Raw genomic sequence first — 23,219 nt, forward strand, 5'->3', positions numbered from 1 at the left:
CCGCGCAGCCACTAACGGCGGAGTCGGTAGGGGCGGAGTCGGTAGGCTCGACGGATGGTTACCAGAATCAACCCGAGCATTCTTGCCGCCGACTTCGCGAACTTTGAACGGGAGCTCGGGCGCATCCGCTCGGCCGATCTGGTGCACGTGGACATCATGGACAACCATTTCGTCCTCAACCTCACCTTCGGCCTGGCCATGGTGCAGCGCCTGCAGCAGGTGTCCCCGATTCCGCTCGACATTCACCTCATGATCGATGACCCCGACCGGTGGGCCCCCGACTACGCGGAGGCCGGTGCGTACTCGGTCACCTTTCACGCCGAAGCGGCAGCGGATGCCGTGGCGCTGGCGCGCAGGCTCCGATCCATCGGCGCGCGGGCGGGTCTGGCGTTGAAGCCGGACACCGCGGTGGAGCCCTATCTCGAGCTCCTGCCCGAATTCGACCAGATCCTCGTGATGACGGTGGAACCCGGTTTTGGCGGCCAGAGTTTCATGGCCACCACCATGCCCAAGCTGCGCGCCCTCCGCAGCGCCGTCGCGCAGAGCGGTCTCGACGTGTGGCTTCAGGTGGATGGCGGCATCACCGAAAAGACGATCGAGATTGCCGCTGAGGCCGGTGCTGACACCTTCGTTGCGGGCTCCAGCGTGTTTGGGGCCGCGGATCCGGCGGCCCAGATCGCCCTCCTGCGGGCCAGCGCGGCCCGTCACCGTCACGGGCACGAGTAAACTCAACAGGTGAAGACTTTTGATGACCTTTTTGCTGAACTGAGCGACAAGGCGCTGAACCGCCCCGAAGGCTCCGGTACCGTGCGTGAGCTGGACGCCGGAGTACATGCCATTGGCAAGAAAATTGTCGAAGAAGCTGCCGAAGTGTGGATGGCCGCCGAGTTCCAGAGCGATGAGGAGACGGCAGCCGAGATTTCGCAGCTGCTCTACCACCTGCAGGTTCTGCTGATCGCGAAGGGCCTGTCGCCCGCCGACGTGTACCGACATCTCTGAGTCCAAAGATCTGATCCGAGAACTGCGACGCGCCATCTGCGCGTCATCCAGAACCCGATTCCACACCACCAGAGAGCGTCCCCATGCTAAGAATTGCTGTGCCCAACAAGGGCTCACTGTCCGAAACCGCCGCCCAGATGCTGTCGGAAGCCGGCTACCGGGGTCGCCGCGACCCCCGAGACCTGGTTGCCGCCGACCCGAGTAACGATGTTGAGTTCTTCTACCTGCGCCCCCGGGACATTGCCACCTACGTGGGTTCCGGCGCGCTGGATGTGGGAATCACCGGTCGTGATCTGCTTCTGGACTCCGGCTCGAGCGCCGTCGAAATCGCCAGCCTCGACTTCGGAGACTCCACGTTCCGCTTTGCCGGCCCCGCTGGTCGGTTCAGTTCCCTCTCCGATCTCACCGGTCTGCGCGTGGCCACGAGCTATCCCGGCCTGGTCGAAACCTTCCTCGCCGGCTACGACGTGACGGTCACTCTTGTCCCGCTCGACGGTGCCGTCGAGTCCGCCGTGCAGCTCGGGGTAGCGGATGCCGTCGCCGACGTCGTGTCCACCGGCACGACACTGCGCAAGGCCGGCCTCGAAATTTTCGGCCCGGTCATCTTGGAATCCACCGCGGTGCTGATCAGTTCCCACACGGAGAAGCCGGGCCTGGACACCCTGCTGCGTCGTCTGCAGGGAGTGCTCGTCGCCCGCCAGTACGTGCTCATGGACTACGACATTCCCTCCGCCCTGCTCGATGCGGCCTGTGAGCTGGCGCCCGGGATAGAGTCGCCCACGGTGTCCTCGCTGCACGACCCCGACTGGGTAGCCGTTCGAGTGATGATCCAACGACTGGACATGAACAATGTGATGGATTCGCTCTACGCTCTCGGAGCCCGGGCTATTCTCATCACAACGATCCACAACGCCCGTCTGTAGCCCCCGGAGCACATCATGAGCCTCTCGGTGAGAGTCATTCCCTGTCTTGACGTGGCCAACGGGCGCGTCGTGAAGGGTGTCAACTTCAAAAACCTGCGTGACGCCGGTGACCCGGTGGAGCTGGCCAAGCTCTACTACGAGCAGGGCGCCGACGAACTCACGTTCCTCGATGTCACGGCAACGGTCGACAATCGGGCCACCACGTACGACGTCGTGCGCGCCACGGCGGAGCAGGTCTTCATTCCCCTCACGGTTGGCGGGGGTATCCGCAGCGTGGAGGATGTGTCGCGGCTGCAGGCCAGTGGCGCGGACAAGGTGGGAATCAACAGCGCGGCCATTGCTCGGCCCGCGCTCATCACCGAGATCGCCAACCGCTTCGGTGCGCAGGTCATCGTGCTCTCCCTCGATGTAAAGCGCAGCACTCGCACCGAATCCGGCTTTATTGTCACCACGCACGGTGGGCGCACCGAAACCGACATCGACGCCGTTGCCTGGGCACGTCAGGCCATTGAGCTGGGTGCGGGGGAGCTCCTGATCAACTCGATCGATGCCGACGGCACGAAGAGCGGATTTGATACCGAGCTCATCAGCCTGATGCGCGCCAACAGCCGGGTGCCGGTCATCGCCTCCGGTGGTGCCGGGCGGGTACAGGACTTTCCGCCCGCGGTGCGCGCGGGCGCGGACGCCGTGCTGGCGGCATCCGTCTTTCACGACGAGATCCTTACAATAGGCGACGTCAAGCGCGAGCTGGCGGATGCCGGAATGCTGGTGCGCTGATGACAAACGAACGTCGATTTGATGCCGCGGTGTACAACTCCGACGGCCTGCTTCCCGCGGTGATTCAGCAGTGGGACACGCTCGAGGTGCTCATGCTCGGCTGGATGGACAAGGAAGCGCTGCGCCGCACGATCACCGAGGGCCGCGTAACCTTCTGGTCACGGAGCCGGCAGGAATACTGGCGCAAGGGTGACACCTCCGGCCACGCTCAGTATGTGCGGGCCGCGGCACTGGACTGCGACAACGACACGCTGCTCGTGCAGGTTGATCAGGTGGGTGGGGCGTGTCACACCGGAACGCACACGTGCTTCGATGGCCGCGACCTCGACGTCGTCACGATGGATCGGCCGGCACAGTGACCGCCGGGACCACCACGCGTGCACAGTTCACCGGTCTCCTGACGGAACATCGGGTGATCCCGGTCATTCGGGAGCTCTTCGCTGACGGTGAAACCCCGGTCGGCATCTACCGCAAACTCGCGGGCGGAACGCCCGGGAGCTTTCTCCTCGAATCCGCCGAGCAGGGCGGGATCTGGTCTCGCTTCTCCTTCGTGGGGGTGTCGTCGTTTGGTGTCATCACACAAGAGGGTGATGAGACCCGGTGGATTGATTACGGCGTGTCTGAAGAACGTGCGTTCGGCACCACCGCTGCCAGGGGACCACTGGCCGCGCTGGCTCATCTTTTTGAGCGGTGGCAGACCCCGCGGCTGCCCGAACACCCGCCCCTCACCGGTGGCCTCGTGGGGTTCATCGGCTGGGAAGCGATTCGACAGATCGAGAACCTTCCGCACCAGCCACCGGCAGATTACGACGTGCCGGGCCAGTCGTTCAGCTTCGTCGCTGATCTTGTGGCCATTGATCACAAGTACGGCACCGTGCAGCTCATCGCCAACGTACTCAATGACGGTACCGACACGGCAGATGACCTGTTTGCGCAGGCACAGTCGCGACTGGATTCCCTTCAGGCGCGCCTCGCCGCTCCCAGTGCGGCCTGGCTCGCCGAGGTCGATCTGACCACACCCGCTGTCCCTGACAATCGCACGACCCGCGACGACTTCCTGGCCTCCGTGGAGACCGCCAAGGAACACATTGTGGCCGGGGACGTTTTTCAGGTTGTCATCTCGCAACGATTCGACCAGGAGTGCACCGCGCACCCGATTGATGTGTACCGCGTGCTTCGAAGCCTCAACCCCAGCCCGTACATGTATCTGCTCAGTCTGGAATCACCCACGGGCGAGGCCTACTGGATCGTGGGTTCCTCACCGGAAGCACTGGTGAAGGTGCAGAACGACCGCGTGTTCACGCACCCGATCGCCGGATCGAAGCCGCGGGGGAACACGCCCGAGGCCGACGCAGATTTCGCTGCTGAACTCGCCGCCGACGCAAAAGAGGGAGCCGAGCACCTGATGCTCGTTGACCTGGCGCGAAATGATCTGCTGAAGGTGTGCGCGGCCGGTTCCGTCGAGGTGACGGAGTTCAAACGGATCGAGCGTTTCAGCCACATCATGCACATCGTCTCGTCGGTTGAAGGCAACCTCCTGCCGGGCAAGACGGCGATTGACGTGTTCCGCGCCACGTTCCCGGCGGGGACCCTCTCCGGGGCACCCAAGCCGCGTGCCCTGCAGATCATTGATTCCCTCGAGCCCGCTCAACGCGGAGTGTATGGGGGAGTCGTGGGCTACTTTGGTTTCGCCGGTGACGCCGATCTCGCGATTGCGATTCGCACGGCCACCATCAAGGACGGCATCGCTCGCGTGCAGGCCGGTGGAGGACTCGTTCTCGACTCGGACCCAGCCTCCGAATATCAGGAATCGCAAAACAAGGCGGCCGCTCCGCTGCGAGCAGTGGCCATCGCCAACGCGATGCGGCGGGTGCACTAGGTCATGGCCGGGATTCTCGCACGCACGACGCCTCGCAAACTGAAATTGAACTTCATCCTGGTTGTTCTGGCTGCTAGCGGTCTCGCGCTTCTCGCGTGGACCCAGGTATGGGTGTATTCCGTCGTTGCCGGAAGCGGCGCGGATCCTCTCACTCTGGCCGTTGATGGGTCCGAGGCATCACCGGCGGTGACCGCCCTCGCGCTAGCCGGATTCGCCCTGGCCGGCGCGCTGACCATCGCTGGCCGGGTGATTCGAGTGGTACTCGGTGCTCTGGAGATTCTCCTGGGCGTGTCGGTCTTTCTGGCCGCCTACCTCGTTCTGGACAATCCCGCCCTCGCCAGCGCTCCCGCGGTCACGAAAGCCACCGGCGTCGCCGGAACAGAATCGATTCTGGCAGCGGTCACCAGCGCCTCGGTGACACCCTGGCCGTGGGTGGCGCTGGCGGCATCCGTTCTCATGGGTGCCACCGGTCTCGGCATTGTTCTCACGGCTTCGCGCTGGCCCGGACCCACAACGAAATACCAGACGACTCGTCTGGTCGCGGCGGCCGGCACATCGGCTGCGGCGCCTGCATCGTCTGGTGAGCCGGACGCGGTCGTGGACTGGGATGACCTCAGCCGAGGCCAGGACCCCACCGCCTAGATCTCTCAGGCTCGCCCGCTAGAATAGGAGTGTTCGTCATCGCACAAAGGAGATTTATGAGCATCGACGTTTCAGACCCGGGCCACGGCCACTCACCGGCCGCTTGGACTTCAGTTGTCATCATGTTGTTGGCGTTCACGATCGGCACGACCGCATTCTTCTTCGCTGTGCCGTGGCTCGTGTGGGCTTCCGTGGTTCTTCTTGTCGTCGGCCTCATCGTGGGCTGGATCATGACCAAGGCCGGTTACGGCGTCGGTGACCTGACCGCAGCACCGCACGGTCACTGACCGAGTGCTCTCCGGACTCCTGGCCGGCGCAATCGCCGATGCCGAAGAACGCCGTCTCGCTCGCCCTTTTGCCTCTGTTGAAGCAGCTGCGCTAGCGCGCCCGAGTGCTCTTGATGCGATGGCGGCGCTTGCTCCCGCTGATCGTGTCAAAATCATTGCCGAAATCAAGCGTGCAAGTCCCTCCCGCGGATCACTCGCCGACATCGTTGACCCCGCAGCACTGGCAGTGTCCTATGAGGCCGGGGGTGCGAGCGCGATCAGTGTCCTCACCGAGGGCCGACGTTTCCTCGGAACACTCGCCGACCTTGATCAGGTACGCGCCGCCGCGACCATCCCCGTTCTCCGCAAGGACTTCATTGGCACGCCGTACCAGGTTCTCGAGGCTCGTGCCGCGGGAGCCGATTTGGTGCTGCTCATTGTGGCTGCACTCGATCAGACAACGCTGCTCTCCCTGCACGAACTCATTCGCGAACTCGGCATGACAGCGCTGGTCGAAACGCACAGTGGCGATGAGGTGGGACGCGCCCTCGATATCGGCGCCAGCCTCGTGGGCGTGAATGCTCGAGATCTGTCCGACTTCTCGCTCGACCAAGACCTGTTTGGTTCCCTAGCCGACCGCATTCCCTCCGGAGTGGTTCGCGTTGCCGAGTCGGCCGTCAAGACGGCCGCTGACGTCGCTCACTACCGTGCAGCCGGCGCCGATGTTGTGCTTGTCGGTGAAGCGCTCGTGACCAGCGACCCCATTCGTACCCTTTCTGAATTTTTGGCGGTATAAGTTATGTCTGTAATTTCCCAGCCTCTGAGCGCCCAGTCCGGACCTTACTTCGGTGAGTTCGGCGGTCGCTTCGTCCCCGAATCACTCGTTGCCGCTCTGGATGAGCTCACCGCTGAATACGACCTCGCCAAGAAGGACCCTGCTTTCGCGGCGGAGCTCATGGAGCTGCACCGGAGCTACACCGGTCGACCGTCGATCATCACCGAGGTGCCGCGTTTCGCTGAGCATGCCGGTGGCGCACGAATCATCCTCAAGCGGGAAGATCTCAACCACACCGGTTCACACAAGATCAACAATGCCCTCGGCCAGGCGCTTCTCACCAAGCGAATCGGCAAGAGCCGCGTGATCGCCGAGACCGGAGCCGGTCAGCACGGCGTGGCCACGGCCACGGTTGCCGCTCTCTTTGGTCTGGAGTGTGTGGTGTACATGGGCGAGGTCGACACCGAACGCCAGGCCCTGAACGTGGCCCGAATGCGCCTGCTCGGCGCAGAGGTCATACCCGTGAAGAGCGGCTCGCGAACCCTCAAGGACGCGATCAACGATGCCATGCGCGACTGGGTGACGAACGTCGAAACCACCAACTACATCTTTGGAACCGTGGCCGGGCCGCATCCGTTCCCGAGCATGGTGCGGGACTTCCAGCGAATCATCGGAGACGAGGCCCGCCAGCAGGTTCTCGATCTCACCGGCAAGCTGCCCGATGCCGTCACGGCGTGTGTCGGCGGCGGTTCAAACGCCATGGGCATCTTCCACGCCTTCCTTGATGACGCCGATGTGGCACTGTACGGCTATGAGGCTGCCGGTGAAGGCATCGACACTCCTCACCACGCTGCGACCATCACCAAGGGACGTCCCGGTGTTCTCCACGGGGCCCGCAGCTTTCTGTTGCAGGACGAAGACGGCCAAACTGTCGAGTCCTACTCGATATCCGCCGGCATGGACTACCCGGGCGTGGGACCGGAGCACGCCTGGTTGTCCAGTATCGGACGCGCAACGTACCTGCCCATCACCGACGCCGACGCCATGTCTGCCCTGCGTCTGCTGAGCCGCACCGAGGGAATCATTCCCGCCATCGAATCTGCACACGGCCTCGCGGGTACCCTCGAGCTGGGACGCAAGCTGGGGCCGGACGCCACGATCCTCGTGAACCTCAGTGGTCGCGGCGACAAGGACATGGCAACAGCAGCACAGTATTTCAATCTCGTTGACGAAGGTGCACAGCAGTCATGACCAACACCGCAGCACACACAAAGCACGGACAGACCACGATGAGCGCCGTTGAACGCACCATTGCTACTCGCCGCGATGCCGGCAGTGGTGCCCTCATTGGGTACCTCCCGGTTGGATTTCCTAACCTGAGCCAGAGCATCGATGCCGCTGTCGCACTCGCTGCGAACGGTGTCGACATCATCGAACTCGGTCTGCCCTACTCCGACCCCGTCATGGACGGTCCGGTCATTCAAGTTGCCACTCAGGCCGCACTCGCCGGCGGGTTCAAGCTGAGCCAGGGATTTGAAGCCGTCGCTGCCATTACCGCGCAGGTGTCAGCACCGGTCCTCGTGATGACCTACTGGAATCCGGTGGTGCAGTACGGCGTTGAGCGGTTTGCCGATGATCTACTGGCCGCGGGCGGGGCCGGCCTCATCACGCCCGACCTCATTCCTGACGAGGCGAGCAGTTGGTTGGCCGCGAGTGAACGATCCGGACTCGACCGGGTTTTCCTGGCCGCGCCATCATCCTCCGACGCCAGAATCGAGCAGGCACTTGCCGCGAGCCGCGGATTCGTCTACGCGGTGTCCACGATGGGAACCACCGGTGCTCGCGCCGGCGTGGACTCGGCCGCACGCATCCTGATTGAGCGTTTGCGCGCCGCTGGATCAACGAGCGCCTGTGTCGGACTCGGAATTTCCACTCCGGACCAGGTGCGCGAAATCCTGGGTTACGCCGATGGCGCCATCGTGGGTTCTGCCCTGGTGAAGGCTCTTGCCGATGGTGGCGTCGCGGCCGTGGGCGAACTCGCCCAGGCGCTTTCTGAAGGTACTCGCGACATTCGCACGCTCTAGAATAAAAGAATTGGTCGACACCGGCTCCCGCTGGTTGTGCACAGCCGTGCGATCTCGCACCCCCCGGAAGGTAATACTGAGTTGTTTATGCCCCTGAGCATCCCGAGTCCCGAGTGGAGCTACGTTGACCTGGGGTGGTTCCGCATTCACGCGTATGCCCTGTGCATTCTGGCCGGAATCATTCTGGCGACAATGATCACCTCCCGTCGGCTCAGCTCCCGCGGCGGCGAGCCGGGCGTCGTGTTGGATATTATTCTGTGGGCGGTCCCGCTCGGTATCGTCGGTGCCCGGGTGTACCACGTGCTGACGCACCCCGGAGACTACTTCTACGACGGTGCTGATCTCTGGGACACGGTGAAGATTTGGGAGGGCGGCAACGCCATCTTCGGGTCCCTCATCGGTGGTGCCATCGGCGCGTACATCGGTTGCCGACAGACCGGCATTCGATTCTGGTCCTTTGTAGACGCGGTCGCACCGGCGATGCTCATTGCTCAGGCAACCGGCCGCCTCGGTAACTGGTTCAACCATGAGCTCTTCGGCGTACCGACCACACTTCCGTGGGGGCTACAGATCGAGGCGACCAACCCGGCCTATCCCGTCGGACTGCCGCCTGAGACCCTGTTTCACCCGACCTTCCTCTACGAGATGATCTGGAACGTCGTTGGCGTGTTCGTCATTCTCCTGATCGAACGCCGCATTAACATGCGCTGGGGCAAGGCCTTCGCTGTTTACCTCATCTGGTACGGCTTGGGTCGGAGCTTCTTCGAGACGATCCGCATCGACCCGAGTGAAATCTTCTTCGGTATCCGCACCAACGTGTGGGCTGCCTACGGTGCAATCCTGCTCGGAATCATTATTTTCCTGGTTCAGCGTCGGGCTCATCTGGGACTGGAACTGAGTGTCTATGTGCCGGGTCGCGAATGGACAGCCGTTGTTCCTGAGGTAGGATCGCAGGATACTGATTCGGACCTTGAGAATCACGGCGATGATTCCGCTGGGGCCGATACTCTGAACGCACCCACCGCCACAAGCACCCGCGGGTAGCGCCTCAGCACCCACGCCACTCCGGCCAGGCTAAACCTGACGCCGGTGCACCTGCGCTCTTTGGCCAGGATTACCGTGCATTATTTTTTCAGCGGGCCAGCGTTGTCCCTCCCTGCCAGTCACTTCGTGAGGACGGTCTCCATGACGCAGAAAGCTCTCTCTTCAAAATTCAGTCTGATGCCTGCCAAGCAGGGTCTGTACGATCCTGCTGCTGAGCGTGACGCCTGCGGTCTGGCCATGGTGGCCACGCTGCGTGGTACTCCCGGGCACGACATTATTGTGTTGGCTCTGGACGCCCTCCGCAACCTCGAGCACCGCGGAGCCGTGGGCTCCGATGCGGGCACCGGTGACGGCGCTGGGATTGTCACGCAGGTTCCGGACGCCTTCCTGCGTGCGGTCACCGACTTTGACCTACCCGCTGCAGGACAGTACGCCGTCGGAAACGTCTTTCTCCCGATCGACCCAACGACGCGCACCGAGATCAAGCGTGCGATTAACCGCAAGGCGGGCGAGGAAAACCTCGACGTGCTCGGCTGGCGTGAGGTCCCGGTTCGACCCGATCAGCTCGGAAACCTTGCCCGGGCCGCAATGCCGGCCATCCAGCAACTCTTCGTGCAGAGCCGTCTCACGGACGAAAGCGGTGAGACGGTCAGCGGAATCGCCCTTGACCGCCAGACCCTGCGCCTCCGCAAGCGGGCCGAGCGCGAACTGGACATGTATTTCCCGTCCCTGTCGTGTCGCACCCTGGTGTACAAGGGCATGGTGACGTCGCTGCAGCTGGAGCCGTTCTACCCTGATCTCTCCGACGCGCGGTTTGCTTCCACGCTCGCGCTCGTTCATTCACGCTACTCAACCAACACGTTCCCCTCCTGGCCGCTCGCGCAGCCGTTCCGCATGATTGCGCACAACGGTGAGATCAACACGGTGCAGGGAAACCGCAACTGGATGAGTGCCCGCCAGTCACAACTTGAATCCGTTGAACTGGGTGACCTGACGCCACTGCTCCCGATCGTCACCCCCGGAGGCAGCGACTCCGCGTCCTTCGACGAGGTGGTGGAGCTGCTGAGCCTGTCGGGGCGTTCACTCCCGCACGCGGTCATGATGATGATGCCGGAAGCGTGGGAGAACCAGCCCGATCTCGACCCGCAGCGCCGCGACTTCTACGAATATCACTCCATGCTGATGGAGCCGTGGGACGGACCCGCCGCGATCGTGTTTACCGACGGTGCACTCGTCGGTGCCACCCTTGACCGCAATGGTCTTCGTCCCGGTCGCTATCTCATCACCGATGACGGACTCGTTGTTCTCGCCAGCGAAATCGGTGTGCTGGACATCGACCCCAGCCGCGTCGTTCGCAAGGGCCGGTTGCGTCCCGGCAAAATGTTCCTCGTGGACACGGTTGCCGGTCGCATCATTGAAGATGACGAGATCAAGGACGAGCTCTCCGCCAGCAAGCCATGGGGGGAATGGCTTGACGCCGGACGCATCAACTTGAAAGACCTTCCCGAGCGCGAGCACATTGTGCACCCGCCGGCATCCGTTGTGCGTCGTCAGCGCACATTCGGCTATACCGAGGAAGAAGTTCGCATCCTGCTGGCACCCATGGCACGTACGGGAGGAGAACCCCTCGGCGCGATGGGCTCCGACGCTCCCATTGCCGTGCTGAGCGAGCGACCGCGGCTCATGTTCGACTACTTCGCCCAGCAGTTCGCGCAGGTGACCAACCCACCGCTCGACTCGATTCGCGAGGAGGTCGTGACCTCACTCAAACTGGGCCTGGGGCCGGAGCGCAACCTTCTGCTGGCCGGACCCGAACACGCTCGCCAGGTTGTGCTTGATTTTCCGGTGATCGACAATGACGAACTCGCCAAAATTCAGCACATCGACCCTGCGATTGGTGCACGCACGACCACAACCGTTCGTGGGCTGTATCGCTTCGAAGAGGGTCCTGATGCTCTCGCCAACCGCCTCGATGCCCTCTGCCGCGAAGTGGATGATGCCATCGAGGCCGGCGCCCTGTTCATCGTGCTGTCGGACCGCGACTCCAATAAGGACCTCGCGCCAATCCCGTCGCTGCTCATGATCGCGGCAGTTCATCACCACCTCATCCGCACCGAAAACCGCATGAAGGTCGGCCTGATCGTGGAGGCCGGCGATGTACGCGAAGTGCACCACGTGGCAACTCTTATTGGTTACGGCGCAAGTGCGGTCAACCCCTACCTCGCCATGGAAACCTGCGAGGACCTGGTGCGCAGCGGAATCATCACCAACGTCACGCCGGAAAAGGCCGTGACGAACGTGATCAAGGCGCTCGGCAAGGGTGTGCTCAAGATCATGTCCAAGATGGGGATCTCCACTGTCTCCTCGTATGCGGGTGCGCAGGCATTCGAAGCGGTGGGGCTTGGCCAGGCCTTCATTGACCAGTACTTCACCGGTACTACCAGCAAGCTCGGCGGAGTGGGCATCGACGTCATCGCGGCTGAGAACCTGCAGCGTCACGCCATTGCCTATCCGATGGACGCGGCTGTGACCGTGCATGAGCGGCTTCTCAGCGGTGGCGAGTACCAGTGGCGTCGTGACGGTGCGCCTCACCTCTTCAACCCGGAAACCATTTTCCGGCTGCAGCACTCCACGCGCACGCGCAGTTATGACATTTTTCGTGAGTACACGAAGCTGATCGACGATCAGTCCGAATCGTTGATGACCCTGCGGGGCATGTTCACCTTCAACACCGGTGCGCGTCGTCCGATTCCGCTCGATGAGGTCGAGTCCGTGGCATCCATTGTGAAGCGCTTCTCCACGGGCGCGATGAGCTACGGTTCCATTTCACCCGAGGCCCATGAAACGCTTGCCATCGCCATGAACAGGCTCGGCGGTCGTTCCAACACCGGAGAGGGCGGCGAAGATCTGGATCGACTGCTCGACCCGGAACGTCGGAGCGCCGTCAAGCAGGTTGCGTCCGGTCGTTTCGGCGTCACCAGCATGTATTTGACCCACGCGGACGACATTCAGATCAAACTCGCTCAGGGTGCCAAGCCGGGCGAAGGCGGTCAGCTTCCCCCCACCAAGGTGTATCCGTGGATCGCCCGTACGCGTAACGCAACGCCCGGAGTCGGACTCATCTCGCCGCCTCCTCACCACGACATCTACTCCATTGAAGACCTCAAACAGCTGATCTTCGACCTGAAACGCGCCAACCCCAAGGCCCGCATTCACACGAAACTCGTCAGTCAGTCCGGTATCGGTGCAGTAGCAGCCGGCGTTGCGAAAGCCCTGTCGGACGTTATCCTCATCAGCGGACACGACGGTGGAACGGGAGCGAGTCCGCTGAACTCGCTGAAGCACGCTGGTACTCCGTGGGAACTCGGACTGGCGGAAACCCAGCAAACACTCATGCTCAACGGCATGCGCAGCCGCGTTGTGGTGCAGGTCGACGGCCAACTGAAAACCGGTCGCGACGTCATCATCGGCGCCCTCCTCGGTGCGGAGGAATTCGGTTTCGCATCGGCTCCTCTGGTGGTTGAGGGTTGCATCATGATGCGGGTCTGTCACCTCGACACCTGCCCCGTGGGCGTTGCCACGCAGAACCCTGAACTGCGCAAGCGCTTCACCGGGCAGGCGGAGCATGTCATTAACTTCTTCGAGTTCATCGCCCAGGAGGTTCGCGAGTATCTGGCGGAGTTCGGCTTCCGCAGCCTTGACGACGTGATTGGGCACCGTGAGCTGCTCGACGTCAACCGTGCCATGAAGCACTGGAAGGCATCGGGACTCGATCTCACACCCATCCTCGTGGGCCCCGACTTCTCCGAGTCGGAGCCGCGCCAGCACCAGCGCGATCAGGAGCATGAGCTGGAGCTTCACTTCGATAATGAACTGATTCGGCAAAGCGCCAGCGTGCTCGAGCATGGTGGACAGGTCAAGATTGATCTGCCGATCCGCAACACCGAGCGTGCCGTGGGAACAATGCTCGGCCATGAGGTCACTCTGCGCTACGGTCAGCATGGACTGCCGAGCGGCTCCATCGAGGTTTCGTTGACCGGATCCGCTGGCCAATCGTTCGGCGCTTTCCTTCCGAGTGGCATCACCTTGAGGCTCGAGGGCGACTCCAACGACTATGTGGGCAAGGGGCTCTCGGGCGGCCAGATCGTTGTCCTGCCGGACCGCAGCAGCGTGTTCCCGGCCGAAGATAACGTGATTGCCGGAAACGTCATCGGCTACGGTGCCACGCAGGGCAGCATGTTTATTCGCGGCATGGTGGGCGAGCGATTCCTGGTGCGTAACTCCGGTGCGACCGCGGTCGTGGAGGGTGTGGGTGACCACGCTCTGGAGTACATGACCGGCGGTCTGGCCGTCATCCTCGGCAGCACCGGGCGCAACCTCGGAGCAGGCATGTCGGGAGGCACCGCGTACATTTACGGGCTCGACCCGCAGCTGGTCAACTCCACAGCACTCGACTCTGGAGAGCTGATGCTGTCGGTGCTCGGAAGCGCGGACCGAGAAATCGTGCAAGACCTGTTGGAGCAACACCGCGACCAGACCGGGTCAGCCCTGGCGGTGCGGATGCTCTCCAACCTAGAAGAGACCATGAACACGTTCGTCAAGGTGCTGCCGCGTGACTACGCGGCCGTGCTGGCGACCCGACAGTCCGCCATTGACGAAGGACTTGATCCCGACGGCGACGTTGTGTGGAACCGAATTTTGGAGGTAACCAATGGCTGATCCGAAGGGATTCCTGAAAACCGCCGAGCGTGAGCTTCCGGCCCGTCGGCCGGTATCGATCCGCTTGATGGACTGGAAAGAGGTTTACGAGCAGGGTGATTCCGCTGTGCTCAAGCGTCAGGCCGGACGCTGCATGGATTGTGGCGTCCCGTTCTGTCACCAGGGATGCCCGCTGGGCAACCTGATTCCGGAGTGGAACGATCTGGTGTGGCGTGACGAGGGCCGTCAGGCCATCGAACGTTTGCACGCCACGAACAACTTCCCGGAATTCACGGGTCGGCTCTGCCCCGCTCCCTGCGAATCGTCCTGCGTGCTGGGTATCAATCAGCCTGCCGTCACAATCAAGCAGGTTGAGGTGTCGATCATTGATCAGGCCTTCGCTAAGGGGTGGGTGCAGCCTCAGCCGCCCGGCCGCCTGACCGGAAAGACGGTTGCCGTTGTGGGCTCCGGCCCGGCCGGCCTCGCCGCCGCGCAGCAGCTCACGCGTGCCGGTCACACGGTGGCCGTGTTCGAACGGGAAGACCGCATCGGCGGCTTGTTGCGTTACGGAATCCCCGACTTCAAGATGGAAAAGAAGCACGTGGAGCTTCGCCTCGCGCAGATGACCGCGGAAGGAACCCGGTTCCGCGCGGGCGTCAATATCGGCGTCGACATCACGTGGGACGACCTTCGAGCGCGCTACGACGCAGTCGTGGTGGCTACGGGTTCCATGGTGCCCCGAGACCTGCCGATTCCGGGACGCGACCTTCCGGGCGTGCACTTTGCCATGGAATACCTTGTTCAGCAGAACAAGATCGGTGCCGGTGGCAGCATCGCAGACCAGATCACCGCCGAGGGTAAGCATGTGGTGGTGTTGGGCGGTGGCGACACCGGAGCGGACTGTATCGGAACAGCGCATCGTCAGATGGCGGCATCCGTTACGAACCTCGCGATCGGCAAGCAGCCGGGACACGAGCGTCCGGCCAGCCAGCCCTGGCCCATGTCGCCGACACTCTTCGAAGTGGCGAGCGCGCACGAAGAGGGTGGCACCCGCGAATACCTGGCATCGACGGTCGAATTCCTGTCGAACGATGTCGGAGAGGTGCGGGCAATCCGAATCGCCGAGACCGAGTACCTGGATGGGCGTCGGGTCCCCAAGGCCGGAACCGAACGGGAAATTCCGGCTGATCTCGTGCTTCTTGCGCTCGGATTCACGGGCCCCGAGGCCAGCGAGTTGCAGCATCAGCTCAAACTCCCGTTCTCGGACCGCGGAACTGTCGAACGTGGAACGGACTACCAGACCAGCCACGAGGGAGTCTTCGTCGCCGGAGACGCCGGTCGTGGGCAGTCACTGATCGTGTGGGCAATTGCCGAAGGGCGCGCCGCGGCCGCAGCAGTGGACACCTTCCTCGAGGGAAAGACGCAGCTGCCGTCGCCGGTGAAGCCCACTGACCGGCCCTTCGCTCTGTAATTCCTTCCCCGCCTCACCCCGTCCTTTCGTTTTTTTAGAACAGAGTCACAATGCGCCTCACGGCGCGGAAACCGGAGATCTTCAAGCATGAGACGCGCGAAAATTGTCGCCACCCTCGGGCCGGCAGCTGCCAGCTACGAGCAGATCAGGGCGCTCATCGACGCGGGCGTTGACGTCTGCCGTATGAACCTCAGTCACGGCAGCTACCAGGTGCACGAGAGCGTCTACGCCAACGTGCGGAAGGCAGCCAACGACTCCGGTCGTGCTGTGGCCGTGATGGTTGACCTGCAGGGCCCGAAGATTCGCCTCGGTAAGTTCGAGGGTGGTCCGTACCTGCTCGCGGTCGGCGACATCTTCAAGATCACCACCGAAGACGTGCTGGGTACCAAGGAGCTCTCCGGAACCACGTTCAAGGGCTTGCCCCACGACGTGAAGCCCGGCGACTTTCTGCTGATCGATGATGGCAAGGTCAAGGTTCAGGTCGTCGAAACAGATGGCGTCGTGGTGACAACCACCGTGATCGTTGCCGGCCCCGTCTCCAACAACAAGGGCATCAACCTGCCCGGCGTTGCGGTCAACGTTCCGGCTCTGTCGGAGAAGGACGAAGCCGACCTGCGTTGGGGCCTCCGCCTGGGCGCCGATCTTATCGCGCTGTCCTTCGTTCGCGACGCTGCCGACATCACTCGGGTGCACGAGATCATGGCCGAAGAAGGTCGTCGTGTTCCCGTGATCGCAAAGATCGAAAAGCCGCAGGCCGTTGAGAACCTTGAGGAGATCATCGACGCGTTCGACTCGATCATGGTTGCTCGCGGAGATCTGGGCGTGGAACTGCCCCTGGAGGCCGTCCCGATCGTGCAGAAGCGCGCGGTGGAGATTGCTCGGCGCATGGCGAAGCCCGTTATCGTGGCCACGCAGATGCTCGAATCCATGATTTTGAGCCCTGTTCCCACGCGGGCTGAGACCTCCGACGTGGCCAACGCCGTGCTCGATGGGGCCGACGCCGTCATGCTCAGCGGTGAAACAAGCGTGGGGGAGTACCCGGTTGTCACGGTGCAGACCATGGCACGGATCGTCGAATCCACCGAGGAGCACGGGCTGGAGCGTATTGGCAAGCTCACGAACCGTCCCCGCACCCAGGGCGGGGCGATCACTCTTGCCGCGATTGAGGTCGCGGAATTCGTTGAGGCCAAGTTCCTCTGCATCTTCACCGAGTCCGGTGACTCGGCGCGCCGCATGTCACGTTTGCGTTCGAAGATTCCCATGCTGGCCTTCACGCCCGAACCGAGTATCCGTCGTCGTCTCGCCCTGACCTGGGGCGTGCAGACGTACCTGGTTGACCGGGTGACCCACACGGACGAGATGTTTGGTCAGGTTGACGACATTCTGCTGGGCCAGGGTCTGGCAGAGGTGGGGGACAAGGTGGTCGTGATCTCCGGTTCCCCTCCCGGAATCGTGGGTTCCACCAATGACATTCGCGTGCACCGCGTGGGCGACGCCCACAACGAGGTAGCACCCGCGTATGTGAAGCAGTAGCGCCACCCACTCGTCACCCGACAGAAAGCCCCGCCTGCGTCCCAGACGCAGGCGGGGATTTCTGGTGAGAGTGCCTAACCTGCTGCCGAACGCGTGTCGGCGCTTCGCCCGCACCTCTTTTTTGCGCGAAACTCGCCGGGACGCACGCGTTATCAACAGACAAATTTTTACGTCGTCAGGGTGAACAAGCCCGGCGGACCCGCCTCAGACGCTGGTGAATAAAAAAAGAAAACCCCCGCCTCAGCAGGGGTTTTCTTCTTATTGTGTCGTACCGGTGGTGGGACTCGAACCCACACGTCCTTGCGAACAAAGCATTTTGAGTGCTCCGCGTCTGCCATTCCGCCACACCGGCTCACATCTACTTGTCCAGAATACCGTAGGCTTTTGGGCGTGACCGACCAAGACAGCACCCCCACCCCTCCCCGCCGCGTTGTCGTCGCGGAGGACGAGTCCCTTATCCGTCTCGACATCGTCGAAATTCTCCGTGACAACGGCTTCGAAGTCGTGGGCGAAGCTGGCGACGGAGAGACTGCCGTCGCGCTGGCACGCGAGCTGCGACCTGACCTCGTGATCATGGACGTGAAGATGCCCCAGCTTGACGGGATCAGTGCCGCCGAGCGCCTCTCGAAGGAGCACATCGCCCCCGTCGTGCTGCTGACGGCGTTTAGCCAGAAAGAGCTCGTGGAGCGAGCCACTGAGGCCGGGGCGCTGGCCTACGTGGTGAAACCCTTCACCCCGAACGACCTGCTGCCCGCGATCGAGATTGCCCTCTCGCGCTACAGCCAGATCATCACACTCGAGGCCGAGGTTGCCGACCTGGTGGAGCGATTTGAGACTCGTAAGCTCGTGGACCGCGCCAAGGGCCTCCTGAACGAGAAGATGGGCCTGACTGAGCCCGAGGCGTTCCGCTGGATCCAGAAGGCCTCCATGGACCGCCGTCTGACCATGCACGATGTGTCGCAGGCGATCATCGAGCAGCTCAGCGCTAAGAAGTAGCTCAGCGCCAACGAGTAGCTCAGCGCTAAGAAATAGCTCAGTGCTCTCGCTATGAAACAGGGGTTGACCTCGCCACGTGGCGAGGTCAACCCCTGTTTCAGCGTGCGACGGGCATGTCCTTGATGATGTTCGTGATGCGAATCGTGGAGCAACGACGCCCCTGATCGTCAGAGACGACGATTTCGTGCGTGGTCAAGGTTCGGCCGAGGTGAATGGGTGTGCACACTCCCGTGACAAAGCCGGAGGTGGCCGATCGGTTGTGGGAGGCGTTAATTTCGATCCCCACAGCGAGTTTGCCGATACCGGCGTGCAAATTAGCGGCCATCGATCCCAGCGATTCACCGAGAACGACATAAGCCCCGCCGTGCATCAGCATGGCGGGTTGCGTGTTGCCGTCGACGGGCATCCGCGCAACCGCTCGATCGATCGTGAACTCGGTGAATTCGATGCCCATTTTTTCGGCCAGCTCACCGCAGCCCTGCTTCTGAACCCACGTGAGTGCGTCTTCGGTTTGATTGAACATGATCACCTTTGCTCGAAGTGCCCGCTTCCGCCTCGATGACGCTTGTAGGCTGGGAGCGTGTTGGATTCAGAAAAGCCTACCCTCATGATCATCGATGGCCATTCCCTGGCATTTCGGGCGTTCTTCGCCCTGCCCGTGGATAGCTTCCAGACCCGCGACGGGCAGCACACGAACGCCATTCACGGCTTTCTGTCCATGCTGCTCAGCCTGTTGCGCAATGAGAAGCCCACGCACATTGCGGTGGCCTTCGATATTTCGCGTGCGTCGTTCCGCACCCGGGAATACCCGGAGTACAAGGGCACGCGCAATGCGACACCGGTGGAATTCCTCGGTCAGATCCCGCTCCTGCAGGAAGCGCTGGCCGCGATGAACATCATCACGATCACGAAAGAAGATTTCGAGGCCGACGATATTCTCGCAACCCTGTCCGTTCAGGGGTCAGAAGCCGGCTTTGACGTGCTCGTGGTCTCGGGCGACCGTGACGCCATCCAGCTCGTCAACGAACGTGTCACCCTGCTCTACCCCTCCAGCCAGGGTGTGTCGGCACTCACGCGCTACGACCCGGCGCGGGTGCGCGAGCGTTACGGTATCGAGCCTGAGCAGTATCCAGATGTCGCGGCCCTCGTGGGCGAGACCAGTGACAACCTGATCGGCATTTCGAAGGTCGGTGAGAAAACGGCCGTCAAGTGGCTGGGCATTTATGGCAGCCTCGATGGAATCCTGGAGCATGCCGACGAGATCAAGGGCGTCGTCGGTAACAATCTGCGTGAGCAGAAAGACAACGCGATCCGTAACCGCCGCTTGAACCGACTCGTCACCACCGTCGACCTCCCCGTCGGTCCCACAGACCTCGAACGCACGGCCATGAATACGGAAGCCGTGCGCGACGTGTTTTCCCGGCTCGAGTTCAAGAGCCTGCTCGATCGCGTACTCAAGCTTGACGGCGTCGTGGAGACGGCGGCCGCCGGCGACAGCGTCGCCACGGTGGCCGAGGAAATTGCCGTGGCCCCGGTCGCGCCGCCGGCGCAAGACCTGCTGGACGAGGAGCTGGCCGCGTGGATCGCCCGGTCAACGGCACAGGTGCCGCAGGGCCTCGCCTTCACCGTTGAGGTAGCGGACGGTAAAGCCATCGGCTTCGGGCTGTCGAGCCTGACGGAAACGATCAACCTTCCGTGGCAGGCCGGCCGTGCAGACTATGCCCCCGTCGAGGCCTGGCTGGCCAGCGATGCGCCAAAGATCATGCACGACGCGAAGGGTCAGATCAAAGCCTTACGGCGCAGTGGCGTCACATTCGCCGGGCTGGTGAACGACACCCTCGTGGCGGGCTGGCTGGTTCGACCGGGTGGACCAGACAAGACCCTGGCAGATTTGGTAAGCCGGTATCTGCAGGAAGAACTGCCGGTGAGCGATCCGAACCAGCTGGTCCCTGACGAGACCGCCACCGGGGGCGTACCGATGCAGGCTTGGTACACCCTGCGCGTCGCCGCTGCCATCACCGACGTCCTTGATGAGGGATCCCGGCGCGTGTTGCGCGATATTGAGATGCCCACGCTGATGGCGCTCGTCGACATGGAGCTGGCCGGGGTCACCGTCTCCCACGCCGAGCTCTCCGCGCTGTCCGCCGAACTCGGTGCAAAGACAACGACACTTGCCGCCAGCGCGTATGCCGAAATCGGTCGTGAGGTGAATCTCGGTTCACCCAAACAGCTGCAAGACGTGCTCTTCACTCAGCTCGAAATGCCGAAGACGCGCGCAAACAAGACCGGTTACTCAACGGATGCCGGCGCTCTCGCCGATCTGCAGGCGAGCAACCCGCATCCGTTCCTCGACCTGCTGCTGAAGCACCGAGACGCAACCAAGTTGCGTCAGATTGTGGAAACGCTCGATCGCGCCATTGACGATACCGGCCGCATCCACACGAACTATGTGCAGATCGGCACGGCCACCGGAAGAATTTCCTCCGCCGACCCCAACCTGCAGAACATTCCCGTCCGTACCGAGGAAGGCCGCCGCATCCGCGCGGCGTTCCACGCGGGAGAGGGAAGCGAATGCCTCCTCACAGCGGACTACTCACAGATCGAAATGCGCATCATGGCGCACCTGTCCGAAGATGCCGGCCTGATTGAGGCTTTTGCCGCCGGGGAGGACCTCCACAGGTTTGTGGGCTCTCGCATCTTCGGAGTGTCGCCGGAGGACGTCTCCGCCGAGATGCGGAGCAAGGTGAAGGCAATGTCTTACGGTCTTGCCTACGGTTTGAGCGCGTTCGGGCTGTCGAAGCAACTGCGGATCGAAACCAAGGAAGCCAAGCAGTTGATGACCGACTACTTCGAGCGTTTCGGAGCCGTTCGTGACTATCTGCGGCACGTCGTCGAGCAGGCGAAGGTCGACGGCTACACCGAGACGATCTTCGGGCGACGGCGGCCGTTCCCCGAACTGCAGAGCCCGAACCGGGCGCTGCGTGAGAACGCGGAACGCGCGGCGCTCAATGCGCCGATCCAGGGGTCGGCCGCGGACATCATGAAGATTGCCATGAACGGGATCGCCAGCGATCTGAGCGCCCGCACTATGCAATCCAGCATGCTTCTGCAGGTGCATGACGAACTGATTTTCGATGTCGCACCCGGCGAATGGGACACCCTCCGTGATGTGGTGACGCACCGCATGAGCAGCGCGGTGGAACTGCTCGTTCCACTGGACGTGCAGGTTGGCCGGGGCTCCAACTGGGACGACGCCGCGCACTGAGTTCAGGCACCGACCCCGCCTACTCGAACGAGGCGGGGTCGCACGCAGTGTCCTAGGCTCGGAGCATGACACAGCCAATGAACAGAGCGGTCACCGCGATTGATCAGATCGCGGAAGACTGGGTAGACACCCTCGTTGACATGGATCCCACGGTCGGGACCTACATCGGCCGCACGGAGGGGGACGGACGATTTGGAGACTTCTCACCCGCCGGTCAGGAGCGCTTCGTCGCCGAAGCAGCAGCGATCATCTCCCGCCTCGACAAGGCGGAAACCGTCGATGCGGTCGATACCGTGACACGCGCAGACCTCCGAAGCACCCTCGCCCTTGAGGTCGAGAGTTCGGAGCGGGGCCTTCCGCTCCGAGACCTCAACGTGATCGCGTCACCGGCCCAGAGCATCCGCGATATTTTTGATCTCATGCCCACGTCGAGCGAGGCCGACTGGGCCAACATCTCATCCCGACTGGGGAGCGTTCCGGCCGCCATTGACGGCTACATAGAGACGCTACGGCTCGGTATTGAGAAGGGAATCACACCCGCCAAACGTCAGGTCAGGGAGGTCCTGGCCCAGGCGCGACGTCACCAGGCCATGGACGGCTTCTTCGCCCAGTTCGCTGCCGATGCCCGCCCCGACGAGGGAACTCTTCCCGCATCGCTGACCAGCGACCTCAAAGCGGGTGCTCAGGCATCCGCGGCCGCATACCGCACACTGGGCGACTTCCTCAGCAATGAGCTGGAGAGCGCTGCAACGGAGCAGGATGCCATTGGTCGGGAACTGTACTCCCTCGCCTCACGGGGCTTTCTCGGCGCAACCATCGACCTCGATGAAACCTATGAATGGGGCATTGACGAGCTCGCTCGCATGACCGCGGAGCAGGAAAGCATCGCGAATCAGATCAAGCCCGGAGCCAGTGTTCTGGAAGCCATCGCCTTCCTTGACACCGATACCAGCCGCAAGCTGCACGGCACCACGGCCCTCCAGGAATGGATGCAGAAAACGAGTGACGCTGCCGTCGCCGCACTCTCGCAGTCCCAGTTTGATATTCCCGATGAGATCAAGACGATCGAGTGCATGATCGCCCCCACCCAGGAGGGGGGAATCTACTACACCGGTCCCACCGACGATTTCTCCCGGCCCGGTCGCATGTGGTGGTCAGTGCCCGTCGGCGTCACGGAATTCGACACCTGGCGCGAACTCACCACCGTTTACCATGAGGGCGTGCCCGGACACCACCTGCAGATCGGGCAGGCCGTGTACAACCGGGGGACCCTCAACACGTGGCGTCGGCAGTTGGCCGGCACGTCGGGTCACGCGGAGGGTTGGGCGCTCTACGCGGAACGGCTGATGGAGCAGTTGGGTTTTCTCGATGACCCGGCCGATCGCTTCGGCATGCTTGATGGGCAGCGGATGCGTGCCGCCCGTGTGGTGCTTGACATCGGCGTTCACCTCGGGAAGAAGCGACCGGACGGTCAGGGCGTGTGGGACGCCGACTACGCCCTCGAATTTCTCGGTCGGAATGTGAACATGAACGCAAGCTTCGTGAAGTTTGAGGTGAATCGCTATCTCGGTTGGCCCGGACAGGCGCCGTCGTACAAGGTTGGTCAGCGCATCTGGGAGGAGTTGCGGGATTCCGCTGCCGCCCGGCAGGGTGCAGGCTTCTCGATCAAAGATTTCCACCGCACGGCGCTCAACCTCGGCGGTGTGGGTCTTGATACCCTCCGAACCGCGCTCCTGAACTAGCGCCCCGGCCTGGTTGCTCCCCGGCAGGATTACCTCCCGCCAAGTTGGCGCAGACGCTGGGGAGCAGCTAGCATGAAGTGTCACGTTTGTGACGAATTATCCGTTGCCACGCGCGGAACACTCAG

The 23,219-nt window shown here is 62.6% G+C and carries 19 protein-coding genes and 1 tRNA gene; 18 read left to right on the top strand and 2 right to left on the bottom strand.

What is annotated here, in order from left to right:
- Positions 1-54 precede the first annotated feature (54 nt).
- The 15 genes from rpe to pyk all read left to right on the top strand — a co-directional run bounded on the left by rpe (position 55) and on the right by pyk (position 17,091).
- The gene (gene rpe, locus H4V99_RS08105) at positions 55-726 is read left to right on the top strand and encodes a ribulose-phosphate 3-epimerase (RefSeq protein WP_280677157.1); all 672 of its coding nucleotides are present in this window, start codon (positions 55-57) and stop codon (positions 724-726) included.
- 9 nt (positions 727-735) lie between these two features.
- Complete coding sequence (locus H4V99_RS08110) at positions 736-999, top strand: phosphoribosyl-ATP diphosphatase (RefSeq protein ID WP_134171662.1); 264 nt, start codon at positions 736-738, stop codon at positions 997-999.
- Between the two features lie 83 nt (positions 1,000-1,082).
- Positions 1,083-1,922, top strand: coding sequence for an ATP phosphoribosyltransferase (hisG, locus tag H4V99_RS08115; protein WP_280677158.1), 840 nt, complete (start codon positions 1,083-1,085; stop codon positions 1,920-1,922).
- 15 nt (positions 1,923-1,937) lie between these two features.
- Entirely contained in the window at positions 1,938-2,699 is a 762-nt protein-coding gene (gene hisF, locus H4V99_RS08120) for an imidazole glycerol phosphate synthase subunit HisF (protein WP_280677160.1), read from the top strand.
- Positions 2,699-3,058, top strand: a complete 360-nt coding sequence (gene hisI, locus H4V99_RS08125) for a phosphoribosyl-AMP cyclohydrolase (protein ID WP_280677162.1) — start codon at positions 2,699-2,701, stop codon at positions 3,056-3,058. Before hisF ends, hisI begins: the two co-directional genes overlap by 1 nt.
- On the top strand, positions 3,055-4,578 hold the full coding sequence (locus H4V99_RS08130; RefSeq protein ID WP_280677164.1) for an anthranilate synthase component I: 1,524 nt from the start codon (positions 3,055-3,057) through the stop codon (positions 4,576-4,578). The genes hisI and H4V99_RS08130 overlap by 4 nt, the downstream gene beginning before the upstream one ends.
- Positions 4,579-4,581: 3 nt before the next feature.
- A complete protein-coding gene (locus H4V99_RS08135; protein WP_280677166.1) occupies positions 4,582-5,220 on the top strand; it encodes a Trp biosynthesis-associated membrane protein in 639 nt (212 codons plus the stop codon).
- 56 nt (positions 5,221-5,276) lie between these two features.
- The gene (locus H4V99_RS08140) at positions 5,277-5,507 is read left to right on the top strand and encodes a DUF6704 family protein (RefSeq protein WP_280677168.1); all 231 of its coding nucleotides are present in this window, start codon (positions 5,277-5,279) and stop codon (positions 5,505-5,507) included.
- Positions 5,508-5,511: 4 nt separating this feature from the next.
- Positions 5,512-6,282, top strand: coding sequence for an indole-3-glycerol phosphate synthase TrpC (trpC, locus tag H4V99_RS08145; protein ID WP_280677170.1), 771 nt, complete (start codon positions 5,512-5,514; stop codon positions 6,280-6,282).
- Positions 6,283-6,285: 3 nt separating this feature from the next.
- Positions 6,286-7,512 (top strand): tryptophan synthase subunit beta, encoded by a 1,227-nt coding sequence (gene trpB, locus H4V99_RS08150; protein WP_280677172.1) that lies wholly within the window; start codon positions 6,286-6,288, stop codon positions 7,510-7,512.
- Between the two features lie 38 nt (positions 7,513-7,550).
- Entirely contained in the window at positions 7,551-8,345 is a 795-nt protein-coding gene (trpA, locus tag H4V99_RS08155) for a tryptophan synthase subunit alpha (protein ID WP_280680034.1), read from the top strand.
- Positions 8,346-8,432: 87 nt separating this feature from the next.
- Entirely contained in the window at positions 8,433-9,389 is a 957-nt protein-coding gene (gene lgt / locus H4V99_RS08160; RefSeq protein WP_280677174.1) for a prolipoprotein diacylglyceryl transferase, read from the top strand.
- 177 nt (positions 9,390-9,566) lie between these two features.
- A complete protein-coding gene (gene gltB, locus H4V99_RS08165) occupies positions 9,567-14,108 on the top strand; it encodes a glutamate synthase large subunit (protein ID WP_280677176.1) in 4,542 nt (1,513 codons plus the stop codon).
- Positions 14,101-15,558: a glutamate synthase subunit beta gene (locus H4V99_RS08170; protein ID WP_280677178.1), complete on the top strand. Its 1,458-nt coding sequence runs from the start codon at positions 14,101-14,103 to the stop codon at positions 15,556-15,558. The genes gltB and H4V99_RS08170 overlap by 8 nt, the downstream gene beginning before the upstream one ends.
- A gap of 87 nt (positions 15,559-15,645) precedes the next feature.
- Complete coding sequence (gene pyk, locus H4V99_RS08175; RefSeq protein ID WP_280677180.1) at positions 15,646-17,091, top strand: pyruvate kinase; 1,446 nt, start codon at positions 15,646-15,648, stop codon at positions 17,089-17,091.
- A gap of 269 nt (positions 17,092-17,360) precedes the next feature.
- On the opposite strand, the gene H4V99_RS08180 is transcribed toward pyk, so the two are convergent.
- A tRNA-Leu gene (locus H4V99_RS08180) sits at positions 17,361-17,443 on the bottom strand.
- 38 nt (positions 17,444-17,481) lie between these two features.
- Between H4V99_RS08180 and H4V99_RS08185 the strand changes: the two genes are divergently transcribed.
- Positions 17,482-18,087, top strand: coding sequence for a response regulator (locus H4V99_RS08185; RefSeq protein ID WP_035879545.1), 606 nt, complete (start codon positions 17,482-17,484; stop codon positions 18,085-18,087).
- A 97-nt stretch (positions 18,088-18,184) separates the two neighbouring features.
- On the opposite strand, the gene H4V99_RS08190 is transcribed toward H4V99_RS08185, so the two are convergent.
- Entirely contained in the window at positions 18,185-18,610 is a 426-nt protein-coding gene (locus H4V99_RS08190; RefSeq protein ID WP_280677182.1) for a hotdog fold thioesterase, read from the bottom strand.
- 57 nt (positions 18,611-18,667) lie between these two features.
- On the opposite strand from H4V99_RS08190, the gene polA reads away from it, so the two are divergent.
- Together polA and H4V99_RS08200 are read left to right on the top strand one after the other, a co-directional pair.
- A complete protein-coding gene (gene polA, locus H4V99_RS08195) occupies positions 18,668-21,352 on the top strand; it encodes a DNA polymerase I (protein WP_280677184.1) in 2,685 nt (894 codons plus the stop codon).
- A 65-nt stretch (positions 21,353-21,417) separates the two neighbouring features.
- Entirely contained in the window at positions 21,418-23,094 is a 1,677-nt protein-coding gene (locus H4V99_RS08200; protein WP_280677186.1) for a DUF885 domain-containing protein, read from the top strand.
- Positions 23,095-23,219: the final 125 nt, after the last annotated feature.

Source organism: Cryobacterium sp. CG_9.6, from assembly GCF_029893365.1.
Lineage (GTDB): Bacteria > Actinomycetota > Actinomycetes > Actinomycetales > Microbacteriaceae > Cryobacterium.

Coding starts and splice junctions, on each gene's coding strand:
- rpe (WP_280677157.1), top strand. CDS start 55: ATGGTTACCAGAATCAACCCGAGCATTCTTGCCGCCGACTTCGCGAAC.
- hisG (WP_280677158.1), top strand. CDS start 1,083: ATGCTAAGAATTGCTGTGCCCAACAAGGGCTCACTGTCCGAAACCGCC.
- hisF (WP_280677160.1), top strand. CDS start 1,938: ATGAGCCTCTCGGTGAGAGTCATTCCCTGTCTTGACGTGGCCAACGGG.
- hisI (WP_280677162.1), top strand. CDS start 2,699: ATGACAAACGAACGTCGATTTGATGCCGCGGTGTACAACTCCGACGGC.
- H4V99_RS08135 (WP_280677166.1), top strand. CDS start 4,582: ATGGCCGGGATTCTCGCACGCACGACGCCTCGCAAACTGAAATTGAAC.
- H4V99_RS08140 (WP_280677168.1), top strand. CDS start 5,277: ATGAGCATCGACGTTTCAGACCCGGGCCACGGCCACTCACCGGCCGCT.
- trpB (WP_280677172.1), top strand. CDS start 6,286: ATGTCTGTAATTTCCCAGCCTCTGAGCGCCCAGTCCGGACCTTACTTC.
- trpA (WP_280680034.1), top strand. CDS start 7,551: ATGAGCGCCGTTGAACGCACCATTGCTACTCGCCGCGATGCCGGCAGT.
- lgt (WP_280677174.1), top strand. CDS start 8,433: ATGCCCCTGAGCATCCCGAGTCCCGAGTGGAGCTACGTTGACCTGGGG.
- gltB (WP_280677176.1), top strand. CDS start 9,567: ATGCCTGCCAAGCAGGGTCTGTACGATCCTGCTGCTGAGCGTGACGCC.
- H4V99_RS08170 (WP_280677178.1), top strand. CDS start 14,101: ATGGCTGATCCGAAGGGATTCCTGAAAACCGCCGAGCGTGAGCTTCCG.
- pyk (WP_280677180.1), top strand. CDS start 15,646: ATGAGACGCGCGAAAATTGTCGCCACCCTCGGGCCGGCAGCTGCCAGC.
- H4V99_RS08190 (WP_280677182.1), bottom strand. CDS start 18,610: ATGTTCAATCAAACCGAAGACGCACTCACGTGGGTTCAGAAGCAGGGC.
- H4V99_RS08200 (WP_280677186.1), top strand. CDS start 21,418: ATGACACAGCCAATGAACAGAGCGGTCACCGCGATTGATCAGATCGCG.